The sequence below is a fragment of the Sulfurisphaera javensis genome, from assembly GCF_041154675.1.
GTDB lineage: Archaea > Thermoproteota > Thermoprotei_A > Sulfolobales > Sulfolobaceae > Sulfurisphaera > Sulfurisphaera javensis.
Map to the genome: position 1 here is coordinate 952,664 of NZ_AP031322.1, position 13,350 is coordinate 966,013.

Consider the following 13,350-nt stretch of genomic DNA (forward strand, 5'->3'; position numbering starts at 1 on the left):
CATCCTTAAATTGTTTTGTAAGCATAACTATATTTAACACAAAACAAAGCAATTTCATTATGAAATACGATGTTATTATAATAGGTGCTGGACATAATGGCTTAGTCTCAGCAAACTATTTAGTTAGTAAAGGTCTTAAGGTACTTGTTATTGAAGCTAGAAACAGGCCAGGAGGTATGGCTGATACAGCTGAGTATAAAGGTATAAAATACAGTAGAGCATCTTACGTTTTAGGATTAATGCCTAAAAGGATCGAAGAAGAGCTAGGAATTCATTTTCCAACATTTGATTCAGAAATTGCTGACATTTATGTAACTGATGATAATGAAGTGCTTTATCTCTGGAGAGATAATGAAAAAAGGTATGAGGAATTTAAAAAACATGGTCAGAATAAGTATGTTGAACTTGATAGGTTAATTTTTAAACTAAAGAAATTGGTAGAAGAGAAACTTCTATTTCTTCCAAAACCACCTTCATATGACGACTTTGAGAAACTAGTAGAAGGTACTGAACTAGAAATATTTTTAGAACCTACTAAAAAAGTCCTTAGTGAATATTTAGATAGTAAATTTCATGAAGCTATAGCATACGCATTTATGTTCAGCTTACCAGCTTACATAATGGCATATTACTTTAGTTTAGATTGGAAAATTGTCAGAGGTGGTATGGGAACTGTAGGACAAATATTAGCTGAAAATGCTAAGAGACTAGGAGTTGACATAATGTATAACACAGAAGTTAAAGAGATAATAATTAAAGAAGAGGAAGCAAAAGGTGTAATTACTAGCTCTGGAAAGAGTATTGAAAGTAAAGTAGTTCTTCATGCAGGAAGCCCAGTATTATTAAACAGACTAACTAATGGGCTCTTAAATGTATATCACCCTAATTTTAGGCCAGCATGGAAAAGATGGACTATACTACTAAAGAATCCACCAACATTACCAGATTACATTAAAAACCATTTAGATGTTCTTTTCACGTTACCAATAGGAGAAATCACAATTCCGTCTGGTGTTGATGAGACTTTAGGTGCACATGTGATAACAAGCATGGGAGGAGATATTGAAGAAATTAAAGAGTTCTTTAAAATTAAAGATGAAAATGTAATTTATATCGATTTACTTACTTCTGACAAATTAGAGAAAGAATACTTAGCTCCATATGGAGATATGAATCATATGCCTATGACTCCAGATTTCATGTTTGATAGCAGACCAGTAAAAGGATGGGGATATTCCACACCAATAAAGAACCTTTACATAACCGGCTCTGGTACTTATCCTGGAGGACAAGTTACCGGTATCCCTGGAAGAAATACAGCAATGAAAATATTGGAAGATTTGGGGAAAAAGTTAATTTAAACTTTGAAGACTTTTTCACATGAAAAATGAAATTTTGATCTTTTCAATAATTTTATCAACAGTTGCTCCCGGAATTATTGCCACAACTCACCTTTCAATTTATATTGCACTTCCCTCATTTCTTTTAGGTCTTATAATAGCTTATTTAACTTATCTTCTAGTGAACGTGAAGTGGGATTATCAAGGACTTTATGGTTACGCTAAAGATACTCACCCTCTTCTGGGTTTCATTTTCTTAATAAGTTGGCTTATTAGTTATTACCTTTATGTAGTATATACAGCAATATACATCCCATATTACGTTCTTAATTTAGATAACATACAAGCAACAATAATTTCTTTATTTGTTGGCATTTTAGTAATCTTAGCTTTAATTACGAATCCTTATTATGCTTTTCCTGCGATTGCGTTCTCTCAAATTATTTTAGCAATACCACTTGGTTGGAAATTACAGTTAGGCTATACACCGCCAATACCAGAGTTATTTACTAACATTCTTTCCTCCTCTCTTCTCGTTGTATGTATAACCTTATCTACTTTTATAAAAGGAGAAAAGAAATATTCACCATATATTATATATGCCGTTCTCATTTATGGAATAGCATTATTATATGGTTCTTTCTTATCACCAGATTTAATAGGAGTTTATGCTTCGGCAATAGGTAATTTCGGATTAATATTAGCAGAATTTACAATGATAAGAAATCTTTTATTTTCGATTAATAAGATTAGGTTATACAGAGTTCTTGTGTTATTATCATTACCAATAATAGGAATAGGAAATATCAATTATTCTCTATTCTATAATTCTTTGATATTTCCATCAGTTTCATTACTCTATCTAAGTCTATTTGTATCTTTCCTCTCTTTATATAAATATTTTTCCTCTGCATTTGTTAGAGTACTCACGACTATTTCTTTAGTGTTATTTATTTATGGAGAATACAGTATTATTACTATAACAAAAAGCTATCTATTTTACGAGTCTGTAATAGCAATTACGTTAAGTGTGATTATAGCTTTGATTTTATATTACAGAAAACTTTCAATTTAATTATTGATTTGGGTAAAAGTATATAAGTTTAACAAACTACTAAAAAATGATAAAAATGAATAAAATAATTTTAGTTTCTATAATAGCAATTTTAATAATAATTTCAGGTATAAGTGGATATTTAATAGCCTTACAAAAAAGTCATGGTACTCAGATAGCTACAGTCACTACAACCTCTACAGTAACACAAACTATTACATCTCAACAAGTAATTTCACCACTAGTAGATCCAGCTAACTTAGGAAATGGTGAAGACTATTTAATAAATCCAGTCTTCCCAGATCACACAATTGCTTCACAATATGCCTATGTTACTCCAGGTGAAGGTTTAGTTTTTATTGGTAATCCTTACCTTTCTGGAAATGGATATCTAGCTGGAGCCAAAGGGGCTGCTGTAGTAGCATCAATGCTTGCTTACCAACCATTAACAGTTTACAATTACTATCTTTACATTAATTCTCCATCATGCATTAATGTTCCCGGAGCGGTAAAAACTGACTCAGCTACAGTAATGTATTTAGCTTCAATGTTAAATCAACAATCTTCATTAGATAAATCCCTTTACTTCTTAGGCGATGTAGGTCTTGAAGGTTATATGTATTCTACTGGTGTAGTATATCAAAGAATTGTACAGTTATATCAAGGAGGAATTTACTATCTAGTTGTTCCACAAATGATGGCTTTAGCTGAAGGACAAAACTATCAAATGGCCTTACAATTTGCTAAAGAACATAATGAAGTCCTTTATACAGTTTCATCAATACCACAAATATATCAAATAGTTACTGGAACTAGTTTACCTCAACCCAAAGGTTACATAGATTTTCCAATTAACTTTTCTGTTGGTTACTATTACTTAGCTAAAGTTTATGAGGAACTATACAACGAAAGCACAAATACCACTGCAAAACAAATGGCTAGCCAATATTGGAGTGAAGCTGAAAAGTTAGCAGAAGAAGGAAATTATACAGCATTTTACTTCTTACCTAATCCTGCTGTATCAGCAATTGAAATATTATATCAACCAAGCTATAACTTACAGTCTGAAATACAACTTGCTATTCAGGATGCAAGTAATTTAACTAACTTATGGAAAATAGAAACTGCGTCTGAGGCAGCTTACTTAAGTCAAGGTAATATATCTGAAAAAATATTGGCAAATGCTTGGGCTGCATTAAGCATTTCCATTAACGCTGGTCCTTCAATAAGTCCTTATGGCTTTTACCAAGGGTTATATAATGAGTTCTTAGTAGATTTATATGCTGCTGAATATCTAGATTCAGTTACCAACTCTCACTATGGAAACATTACATTATTACTACAAGTTTATAGAAATCCTAACGTAATATATGATTTTGGATTCTTTGCAAATTACTATGCACAACTAGCAATACAGTTTAGGAATTATTTCTTAAAACAGTTAAATTCTACTGATGAACAATTAGTATTAAATTCCATTTATTCTTATATGGCTAATGAAACACAAATACTTGAAGACGCTGCTGCATATTATGATGGACCATCAGTTGTAGGATACTTAATGATGGAGTATGGTTTACAGACACACAATTTAAATCTATTATATTATTCTATGCCATTTGATAGATTTGTTATGAATACAGAGGAATTAAATTGGTATATTTAATCTACACAACAACTTATTTTTTCCACATTTCTATAGAAAGCCATACTTACTATTTTTAAGCTTTCACTCATTGTAGGAAAAACGTGAACTGTATCAATTATATCATCAATTGTAGCTCTCATTTTTATTGCTAAAGCGGCTTCATTAATAACTTCAGCAGCATATTTTCCAAACATTTGAACTCCTAAGATTTTCTTAGTTTCTTTTTCTATGTTCATTTTGATTAATCCTTCTTCTTCTCTCAATATTCTAGCTTTAGAAACATTTTTCATCTTTACAGTTCTTGAGTCGACGTTAATTTTCTGTGACAAAGCCTCTTGATAAGTAAATCCAACTCTAGCCACATTGGGTTCAATAAATATAGCTTGAGGAATACTTAATTTATCAATCTTTTTATGCGATCCTAAAATTGCATTTTCAGTTGCTATTGCCCCTTCTTTTCCGGCTAAAGCTTCAAGCATTAAATCACCTATTACGTCACCAGCTGCATATACATTAGAATTTGTAGTTTGTAGTTCCTCATTCACTAAAATTCCGCCCTTATCATTTAATTTAACTCCAGCAACTTCTAAGTTAAGATCAACATTAGGTTTTCTACCAGTTGCTAAAAGTATCTCATCTACTTCAACTTCTCCCTTATCAGTTATTATTAGTTTTCCTTCATTACTTTTCTTTATTTCTTTTATCTGTATATCTGTTGCAATGTAAATTCCTTCATTTTCAAGATATCTAGTTACAGCTAAAGATATTTCTGGCTCCCAATCCGGTAATATTCTTTTGCTTCTTTGTAAAATTATTACATCTACTCCCAATCTCTTATACATTTGTGCAAACTCTAAAGCTTGAGCCCTACCACCTATAATGGCTAATGAACTTACTTTCCTATTCGGAGATAAAGCTTCTACATTAGTCCAATATCCGTTTTCTTTCAAACCTTTAATATCTGGTATGTAAGGAGAAGAGCCAGTTGCAACAATAAATTTATCTCCTTCTATTACTCTACTGTTAACTTTCACAGCTTTAGGAGAAATAAAATAAGCTTTACCCTCAATATATTCAACGTCATAAGAAGATAACACGTCTTCATATTTTTCTCTCTTTAGAGAATTTACAATTTCCTCTTTATCCTTAAAAGCTTCTTCAAAATCTGGAAAAACTTGCTTTCCTAAAGTTTTAGTAGTGTAGTAATATAATTCTCCTATTCTCAATAGTCTTTTTGAAGGGACGCATCCAACATTGACACAAGTACCTCCAATAGTACCATAACCTATCATTATAGGCTTTACTCCTAATTCATTAGCTCTTATGAGAGAAGAAAAAGCTGCTGCTCCATTACCTATTATAACTAATTTCATTTTTACTCACTTAGTAACAAGCAGAATGTCCTTTTCTTTCATATGCATCTGCACAGTGAGAACAACAGAAATGATGTTCCTTTCCATCTATTACTCTAACATATATATTATCCTCTGTGAGTTCTGCTCCACAATATTCACACCTTAACTCTGTTAAATTCATTCTTAATTTCATTTTTGGTCATATTTTCTTATTCTTTTTTCCTATTTAAATTTTTCATATGAACATTTGTTCATAGAAAGATATTTAAAAGAAATTTCCATATTTAAATCGTGGAAGCATTATTAACTGAATTGGAAATGTTCTTTTCAGCACTATCAGATAGAACAAGACTAAGCATAACGTTACTATTAATGGATAAAGGAGAGATGACAGTAGACGAAATAACTAAACAGCTAAGAAAATCTCAGTCATTAATTTCACATCACTTATCTTGTTTGAGAAATTGTGGAGTAGTAAAAGTTAGGAAAGATGGAAAATATTCCTATTATTCTATATATGATGAAAATGTTAGAAAGTTAATAACTATTGCAATAAATATTGTTAAAGAACATAGTCAGTCAATCTTAGGTTGTGAAGTGCTAGCTGAAGAAAAAGGAATTAAAGTAAGTGAGCAGAAGTAATTTTCTTTTGAAGAATTTTATAAGCATTCTAGTCTTCAATATACTTATGGAAAAACTTATTGTTATTCCAATATTACTTATCTTAGTTTTATTATCTCTAATCTCCTTAAGTTATTTTTACCCTTACATAGTTGGTATTTCAGTAAAGTTAACTAACGAGAAGTTCTATTATGACTTAGTATGTTTTACATTAGTTGTAAACGTGAAAAAGCCTTTTGATTGTTATTACCTTATAAATATCACTGGAATAAAAATCTTGAATTTCACTTATAATATATCTAATTCATTCTATATTTATAGTACGCATATAAGTAAAAATATAAGTTTTAATATCCCTAATAATATAGCGAATTTAATATCTAATGAAACTTATGTTAACATGACCTTAGAAATAAAAGTTACTATAATAAGTAGTATAAATACAAAAGTAGTTAGACATTACCAAATACAAGGTAACTTTACAAATACATATTTAGAATATTTAAGAGAAGCTTATTTATAAATTAACTTTGTTGAGCTTGTGCTTGCTGTAAATTATATCCACAATTCGAGCAGAATTTTGCTCCAGCAGAGTTTACATAACCGCATTTTGGACACTTTATTGGAGTTAAAGGAGCTCCACAATTTGGACAGAATTTGGCATTGCTATCAACTTCTTCACCACATTTCCAACACTTTATTTTCTTTATAGCTTGTTGCTGAGTAGATATTTGTTGCGGAGTTGTCTGTGGTGAATACTGTTGAGTTATAGGTTGTTGCTGTGGATAAGTAGAAGATTGTGGTGGATATGGAGCAGGCTGGGAGGGATAAGGTTGTGGATACATGCCAGGTTGTTGAGGATACATTCCGGGCTGTTGAGGATACATGCCAGGTTGATATAAAGGAGGTGCACTCATTAACGCCATCATAGCTATATTAATTAATTGTTGCTCATTAGCGTAATCTTTATATAAATTATATGCATCGTAAGCAGTTACTCCTCCTCCTAAAAGTTCAGCTAACTTACTGTGTAAAATATCGTCACCTACTAAAACAGTGCCTCCAGCAGCAGCACCCAAGGTTAATAAATCTTGCATTAAATTTGCAATTCCAGTTTCAATAACTGCCACCCATTGGCCTCCCATATTACCTTCACATATCCTTATAGTATAACTTACATTCTTATCGGTTAACATACCTAAAAGACTATTATGTTGAGCTTGAATAACTGCCATATTTTGACCTACGAAAGGGAAAACGTTAAAACCTTGCCCCATCAAGTACATTTGAACTTGCTGGACTACGTACTGAAGATTTACTGGATACTGCAATGGTACCATCTGTTGCTGCCCACCTAAACCCATACTTTGTTCGCACATGAACATTGCCATTGGATTATTAGAAGGTGGACCTCCATAAGGTTGTGGATATCCCCCTTGTGGAGGGTATCCTCCACCATATCCATAAGGATTGTAAGCCATTAATTACTATTATCATTACGCTTACTTATATATTTTGTTAATTCTTTTTTACTCAGATTTCATTTAAAGAACACAAAGAATATTTTTATTGCCATATAATCTTAAAAATAACTAACAGGATGTAATATTATGGAATGGAAATTTAAGAACACAAATAAATTAAATGCAAATTCAGAAAAAACTTGTACAGTAGATGAAGCAATTAAAATACTTAAAAATAAGTATAATATTGATATAGATTTGTTAACTAGCATAACTAGTGATGTTTTAATCAAATACTTGACTGAGCATAAAATTGGAATTGAGGAAATAAAAAAGAAATACTCAAACATAAGCGAAATAGAAAATATTATAAATGATATATTAAAGGTTGATGAGGAGAAAAACAAATTATGAAAATAAAAGTAACTGATTTAAGAGATTTACTACTTGAGATCTTAGAGAAAAGAAACATAGAAGGAAAAGAAATTATAACAAATCACTTTATTGAAGCAGAACTAAGAGGGCACTCTTCTCATGGAATTCAAAGAATAATCCCACTCATAAAAGGAGTGGAACTAGGAACTATTAAGAGTAAGCTAGATTACGAGGTTCTAATAAGGAGAGATAATCAAATACTTATTGATGCTAAACATAGCATAGGCATTGTACTTTGGGACAAACTAATAGATGAGTTCATTGCTAATGTAATAGCAGTAAAAAATGCCTCTCACATTGGCTTTTTAGGATATTATACTAGGAAAGTTGCTAGAAAAGGAAGAATTGGAATTATGTTTGGTAATGCCGAACCAGCAGTAGTCATGCCAGGCACAAGCAAGAAAATACTTTCAACAACACCTCTAAGCATTTCAATACCAACAAATCCTCCAATAGTCTTAGATATGGCATTAGCGTCAACTGCTAGAGGTAAGATAATCGAGGCGTTAAGGAAAGGAGAAAAAATACCATATGGTGTCGCTGTAAACGAAAAAGGAGAAATAACTACTGATCCTAACGAAGCATTAAAAGGTGGAATTCTTCCTATAGGCGGTATGAAAGGCTTCTTCCTTATGTTAACTTTAGAACTTTTAACTTCATTCTTAACTGGTTCTGCTGTGGGACCAGAGGTTAGAGGAGTACTAAATACTGAAAATCCTCCTAATAAAGGAGAAGTTTTAATTACACTAGATCCTTTAGCTTCAGATACTCACGGAGTTGAAATATTCAAAGGTTTCACAGACTTACCAGGCTGGCATAGTGAAAAAATGAGTACAAGGGAATATCTAGATATAGATGATATTTTATATAGACAATTAGAAGAACTTAATAGAAAAGTTCCGTATTTTCGCTAAGTTTATATTTATGAAAGGATTTACTAATGTTATGAAAAGAATTTTTATCATATTAATTATAGTCTTAGCAATACTAGTGGCAGGAATAGTATCATATGCATATTTCAATGTTTATTTGCCTAGGGAGTATCAACAAGAAGCGGTAAACTACTATAACCAGCAGTTAGAATATTATGGTTACTACGGTGGAGGAGGAATGATGGGAAGTGGTATGATGGGTCAAGGAGGAATGTATCATATGATGGGATATTATGGAGGATATACTGTAATGTATGAACAAACAATACCAATAAATGAAGCGATATCTATGATGAAAAATGTTCCAAATTATGTCAAAGTTTTTCCTGAAAATGATACGCTAGTTTTTAATTCAACGGACATTACACTAGTAGTATTATCAATGGGCCATGGAAGAGCTATAAACTTAACTGATTATGTTCCGCCTTCCTTTGCTCATGCTCAAGATAATGTCTTCGTAATTTACGGTTTAATTAATCCTACGATCATAATACCACAAGGAGCAGTTGTACATATAATACTAATTAATTTGGATGCCGGAGATTATCATAATATTGCAATTACTCCGGTTCCTCCACCTTATCCTTATTACGTTATGATGTATATTAAAATGAATATTTTAGGAATGGCTCCTATGTTACCACCAGCTAATTATAATTCTGGACAAGCATACACATTCAGTTTTACCACAACTTTTAGCCAAACTGGAACTTATTATTATTTATGCGAATATCCTGGACACGCAGAAATGGGAATGTATGGAGAAATAATAGTGAGATAAAATGGAGACCTATCAAATTTTAGGATTAATTGGTTCTTTACTATTAATAATAGTTCTAATTATTCCCATTTCATTTTTCTATTATCATTATAGTATGATGGGGTACTATGGAGGAATGATGGGATTTGGAATGTTTTATGGAGGGTTCTTTTTCTTATTCTTACCTATTTTAGCTTTTATTCTTGGTATTATAGGTTCTTTAATTTCTGATAGAACAATTGCTGGCGTACTATTAATTATAGCTTCAATATTTTCCTTAACTGCTATGTTTTTTGGAATAATTCCTTTTATACTTCTCTTAATTGCTGGTATAATGGCTCTTACATACAAAAAGACTTGATTTTTTGTTAATAACTATTTTAATATAAAATTAGGTTATCCTTGTTTTATCTCAGTTTCTTCAACCAATTTTGTTCCTAAAGTCTCTGGTCCTATATATTGCCCTATTCCCACTAATACTGCACCAATCATTAATAATACTGCAGTAGAGAACCATACGTTAGTAGGAGTATCTATGGATTTAAACAGATATTCGTGCATTAATGGAACATATATACTAAACCAACCTCCTAAGAATATTCCAGATGAATAACCAAACCCTACACCTGAAGCTCTCATAGATGCCTTAAATCTTTCTGAAAGGTATATAGGTATTATACCCCATGGGCCTTGAGTTATTATACCAACTAGAATCGACGCTATTGACGCTAAAATATAATTACCTACTTCTGCTGAAGACATTAATAAATAATACATTGGAATTGACACTATGAACGTTATAATAGCCCAAATTATGGTTAATTTTCTTCTTCCAAAATATTGTGATAAAGCTCCAAACATTACTGCACCAGCAAAAGCAGCATATGTACCATAAGAGTATATTGTGTCTGCTTCGCCAATTGGAAATACTGAAGGGGAGTGTTCTAAGATTGTAGGAACAAAAGCAAATAATGAATATGCAAAGAAGAACATGCCTGTCATGTATAACATTACTTGAAGGAAGTCTTTCCTATACGGTTTTTTGAATAAATCTATTAGGGGAGTTTTTCTAATTAATTTCTTATTTTTCACATCTTCAAATACTGGTGTCTCTCTCATTGACAACCTTATAGCTAGAGCTATTACAGCCGGTGCTAGTGCAGTTAAGAAAATATATCTCCATGCGAAAACTTCCACGTTGTGTAAACCATACGCTGAAATAAATATTCCTTCCACTACTGCAGCTAAAGCAGCGCCAAATGAGAACCCTCCTTGTACAATTCCACTTATTAATCCTCTCCATTTATAAGGAGTCCATTCCATTGCAAATGGGTGGCCAGCTGCGTATTCTCCTCCAGCAAATATTCCTACCACTATTCTAATCAATACGAAAAGAATAAATGAAAGAATTCCTACTTGTGCGTAAGTTGGTAAAACAGAAGTTAATGCACTAGCTATTCCTAAACCTAAAACCGTTATTATTAAATCAGCCCTTCTACCTATTTTATCACCTAAATTTCCAAATATGGCTGAACCTAATGGCCTAAAGATTATTGTTAAAGAGTATGAAAGAATAATGGAAAAGGTAGCTAATAAAGAAGATTGTGGTGGTAATAACACTTTAGCTAATACTGGTGCTATTGAAAGTATCATGGTTAAATCATATGAATCGAGTAAAAAACCTACAAATTGAGATACAATTGCTTTACCACTATCAATTGTAAATTTTTGTGGTTCCACACTTTTAAATTATTAAGGATAGACAAAAACTTTTTTTAAGGAACTATGATATTATTTTTAAATTTCCTCTAGTAGAAGAGAATATTAATGACAGAACGTTAAAACTAAGATAAAAACGCTTAAAATTAGTAAAATTAATATTTCTAAATAATCTAAGTTATACCTAGATAAATTTAGTGGTATATTCTTGCTAATGCAAAAAATTAATTCTCTTGTTAATAAATTTGATATAAAATATAATATAAAGAATAAATTACTAAAATAAGAGATAATTATGGGATAAATTACATTCATATTTAGTATGGAATTTATAAGAGACCACTTAATAACGTTTAAAATTTTTGGTTTTATGCTACTATTATAATGGATAAAATTACCCATTATAAGTTTCATTCCAATACTCATATATATCATATAAAGTAGTATCAATTCAGAAATTATTGAATGGGAAATTCGAATTAAAACTATTATAAGGATTCCAATAAGATAATAAAAAAATGTGATAAAAAAAGGTAATAGGTACGATTCTTTAACTTTTTTGAAAGAAAAAAAGTAATATGAAAAAAGTAAACCTTTATGAGGATTCACACCTTCAATTACTCCTAGACTAAGGATAGCAGTAAGAATCAGAGGAAGCATCTCCACCATTTAATCTCACCTGATGAGCTCTAGCATTGCCAAACTCAACAAAAAACTCTTTATCAATTTCAATTCCTCCTTCTTGGTCGACATTTAGTTTAACTAACCATCCCTTAATTCCTTCTGGGTAAAACTGATTATCCCAAGTGCTATATAGTGAGTTTGTAACATAAACTCTCTTTCCATCTCTACTTATTTCTATCATTTGCGGAGCTCCACTAAGTTTATGTCCAGAAGGATGATCAGCCCTATGTAATATTCCTCCTAATTTAGCCTTTCCAGTTAAAACTGGTTTAAATGGATTGCTAACATCATATTGTCTAACTTCACCAATACCCCATAAACTAACATATAAGTACTTGTCATCTAAACTAAGATCAATATCAGTTACTAATGGCGGCACTGCTTTAAATGGTTTTAATATTTCTGGTAGCTCACCCTCAGTGGGTTCAGCTGGAATTTCAATAACTTTTTCTGCATTCCATTTTCCGTCTTCATAAAACCATAGCCATATAGAACTACTTAAGTCTCTTAAGCTGACCACCATATTCACGAATCCCATCAATTTTGTAGGATCATGTAAAGGCCTTAGCTCTAGTGCCATTCTATTCTCTTCACCTAAAACCACACTTGAAATTCTTTTCCTTTTTCTTAAGTCCCAGAAATGAATTCTATTCCCATATCTGTCCTTTAAATGTTCAAGTTTTAACCCATCTTCGATCGTATTTGGTACAGCCCATTCGCTTGTAACCATCACCTCATTAGGTAAATTCCACCAAAAATCATATGCTAAATATTGATCTCCTCTATCAATTTCCCATTTACCTAGAGGTTCAAAACTATAGTGATCAAGCATTAATATTCCTCCAGGTCCTTCTCCCATCTCATTCCCTAAGGCACTAATATATATTCCATCTGGACCACAATGGACTGTATGAAGTCTACTGTAGCCAGAAGTCTTAGTTATCTCATCAGGTTCAATGATTTTTTCTATCTTTGGTTCTCTTGGATTAGGTTTAGTATCAATAATATAAATTCTAGATGATCTTAAACCTGGAACTATTAAATATCGTCTTTCCATATTTGGTCTACCGTTTGGACATAAAGCAGAACTGCATGCATTCCAGCCAAAATGATGTAACTCATCTTTTATATAAGGTAATTCTACTTTATGGACCACTTTCGAATAAGTTTCTGATTTAGGGTTTACATCAACAACTGCTACAAAATCTGGCCTTTCTATTCTAGTTCCAGTATACAAACATGCTACATACGCTAGATCTTCTGGCGGAGACTTCATAGCCATTTTTGGTGAGGGATAAAATGTTGGATCCCTTTTAAACGGAGCTAAAGCCATTAACTA

The 13,350-nt window shown here is 31.7% G+C and carries 14 protein-coding genes; 9 read left to right on the forward strand and 5 right to left on the reverse strand.

Going from position 1 to position 13,350, the window contains the following annotated elements; translation table 11 throughout:
* Positions 1-59: 59 nt before the first annotated feature.
* Genes ACAM25_RS05055 through ACAM25_RS05065 form a run of 3 tightly spaced genes read left to right on the forward strand, consistent with a single transcriptional unit; the run spans position 60 to position 4,060 of the window.
* Entirely contained in the window at positions 60-1,361 is a 1,302-nt protein-coding gene (locus ACAM25_RS05055; RefSeq protein WP_369611245.1) for a phytoene desaturase family protein, read from the forward strand.
* Positions 1,362-1,380: 19 nt separating this feature from the next.
* Positions 1,381-2,415: a hypothetical protein gene (locus tag ACAM25_RS05060; protein WP_369611246.1), complete on the forward strand. Its 1,035-nt coding sequence runs from the start codon at positions 1,381-1,383 to the stop codon at positions 2,413-2,415.
* Positions 2,416-2,470: 55 nt separating this feature from the next.
* Positions 2,471-4,060, forward strand: coding sequence for a serine protease (locus ACAM25_RS05065; RefSeq protein WP_369611247.1), 1,590 nt, complete (start codon positions 2,471-2,473; stop codon positions 4,058-4,060).
* Here ACAM25_RS05065 and merA read toward each other — a convergent pair.
* Complete coding sequence (gene merA, locus ACAM25_RS05070) at positions 4,057-5,415, reverse strand: mercury(II) reductase (protein WP_369611248.1); 1,359 nt, start codon at positions 5,413-5,415, stop codon at positions 4,057-4,059. The genes ACAM25_RS05065 and merA overlap by 4 nt on opposite strands.
* Before the next feature lie 10 nt (positions 5,416-5,425).
* Entirely contained in the window at positions 5,426-5,590 is a 165-nt protein-coding gene (locus ACAM25_RS05075) for a TRASH domain-containing protein (RefSeq protein ID WP_369611249.1), read from the reverse strand.
* A 98-nt stretch (positions 5,591-5,688) separates the two neighbouring features.
* On the opposite strand from ACAM25_RS05075, the gene ACAM25_RS05080 reads away from it, so the two are divergent.
* Positions 5,689-6,039: an ArsR/SmtB family transcription factor gene (locus ACAM25_RS05080; RefSeq protein WP_369611250.1), complete on the forward strand. Its 351-nt coding sequence runs from the start codon at positions 5,689-5,691 to the stop codon at positions 6,037-6,039.
* A 46-nt stretch (positions 6,040-6,085) separates the two neighbouring features.
* A complete protein-coding gene (locus ACAM25_RS05085) occupies positions 6,086-6,541 on the forward strand; it encodes a hypothetical protein (RefSeq protein ID WP_369611251.1) in 456 nt (151 codons plus the stop codon).
* Between the two features lies 1 nt (position 6,542).
* Here ACAM25_RS05085 and ACAM25_RS05090 read toward each other — a convergent pair whose 3' ends face one another.
* Complete coding sequence (locus ACAM25_RS05090; RefSeq protein WP_369611252.1) at positions 6,543-7,499, reverse strand: zinc-ribbon domain-containing protein; 957 nt, start codon at positions 7,497-7,499, stop codon at positions 6,543-6,545.
* 129 nt (positions 7,500-7,628) lie between these two features.
* Here ACAM25_RS05090 and ACAM25_RS05095 point away from each other — a divergent pair, with 129 nt between their 5' ends.
* The 4 genes from ACAM25_RS05095 to ACAM25_RS05110 are packed head-to-tail and all read left to right on the forward strand — an operon-like array spanning position 7,629 to position 9,969.
* On the forward strand, positions 7,629-7,895 hold the full coding sequence (locus ACAM25_RS05095) for a hypothetical protein (RefSeq protein ID WP_369611253.1): 267 nt from the start codon (positions 7,629-7,631) through the stop codon (positions 7,893-7,895).
* Complete coding sequence (locus ACAM25_RS05100) at positions 7,889-8,830, forward strand: Ldh family oxidoreductase (RefSeq protein WP_369611607.1); 942 nt, start codon at positions 7,889-7,891, stop codon at positions 8,828-8,830. Before ACAM25_RS05095 ends, ACAM25_RS05100 begins: the two co-directional genes overlap by 7 nt.
* A gap of 31 nt (positions 8,831-8,861) precedes the next feature.
* A complete protein-coding gene (locus ACAM25_RS05105) occupies positions 8,862-9,629 on the forward strand; it encodes a plastocyanin/azurin family copper-binding protein (RefSeq protein WP_369611254.1) in 768 nt (255 codons plus the stop codon).
* 1 nt (position 9,630) lies between these two features.
* Positions 9,631-9,969: a hypothetical protein gene (locus tag ACAM25_RS05110; protein ID WP_369611255.1), complete on the forward strand. Its 339-nt coding sequence runs from the start codon at positions 9,631-9,633 to the stop codon at positions 9,967-9,969.
* Between the two features lie 35 nt (positions 9,970-10,004).
* Here ACAM25_RS05110 and ACAM25_RS05115 read toward each other — a convergent pair whose 3' ends face one another.
* Positions 10,005-11,348, reverse strand: coding sequence for an MFS transporter (locus ACAM25_RS05115; RefSeq protein ID WP_369611256.1), 1,344 nt, complete (start codon positions 11,346-11,348; stop codon positions 10,005-10,007).
* Between the two features lie 607 nt (positions 11,349-11,955).
* On the reverse strand, positions 11,956-13,344 hold the full coding sequence (locus ACAM25_RS05120) for a selenium-binding family protein (RefSeq protein ID WP_369611257.1): 1,389 nt from the start codon (positions 13,342-13,344) through the stop codon (positions 11,956-11,958).
* Positions 13,345-13,350 lie beyond the last annotated feature (6 nt).

Bases quoted from the DNA above. Each gene is read 5' to 3' on its own strand.
- ACAM25_RS05110 (WP_369611255.1), top strand. From the start codon at position 9,631: ATGGAGACCTATCAAATTTTAGGATTAATTGGTTCTTTACTATTAATA.
- ACAM25_RS05085 (WP_369611251.1), top strand. From the start codon at position 6,086: ATGGAAAAACTTATTGTTATTCCAATATTACTTATCTTAGTTTTATTA.
- ACAM25_RS05055 (WP_369611245.1), top strand. From the start codon at position 60: ATGAAATACGATGTTATTATAATAGGTGCTGGACATAATGGCTTAGTC.
- ACAM25_RS05065 (WP_369611247.1), top strand. From the start codon at position 2,471: ATGAATAAAATAATTTTAGTTTCTATAATAGCAATTTTAATAATAATT.
- ACAM25_RS05120 (WP_369611257.1), bottom strand. From the start codon at position 13,344: ATGGCTTTAGCTCCGTTTAAAAGGGATCCAACATTTTATCCCTCACCA.
- ACAM25_RS05060 (WP_369611246.1), top strand. From the start codon at position 1,381: ATGAAAAATGAAATTTTGATCTTTTCAATAATTTTATCAACAGTTGCT.
- ACAM25_RS05075 (WP_369611249.1), bottom strand. From the start codon at position 5,590: ATGAAATTAAGAATGAATTTAACAGAGTTAAGGTGTGAATATTGTGGA.
- ACAM25_RS05095 (WP_369611253.1), top strand. From the start codon at position 7,629: ATGGAATGGAAATTTAAGAACACAAATAAATTAAATGCAAATTCAGAA.
- merA (WP_369611248.1), bottom strand. From the start codon at position 5,415: ATGAAATTAGTTATAATAGGTAATGGAGCAGCAGCTTTTTCTTCTCTC.
- ACAM25_RS05105 (WP_369611254.1), top strand. From the start codon at position 8,862: ATGAAAAGAATTTTTATCATATTAATTATAGTCTTAGCAATACTAGTG.
- ACAM25_RS05090 (WP_369611252.1), bottom strand. From the start codon at position 7,499: ATGGCTTACAATCCTTATGGATATGGTGGAGGATACCCTCCACAAGGG.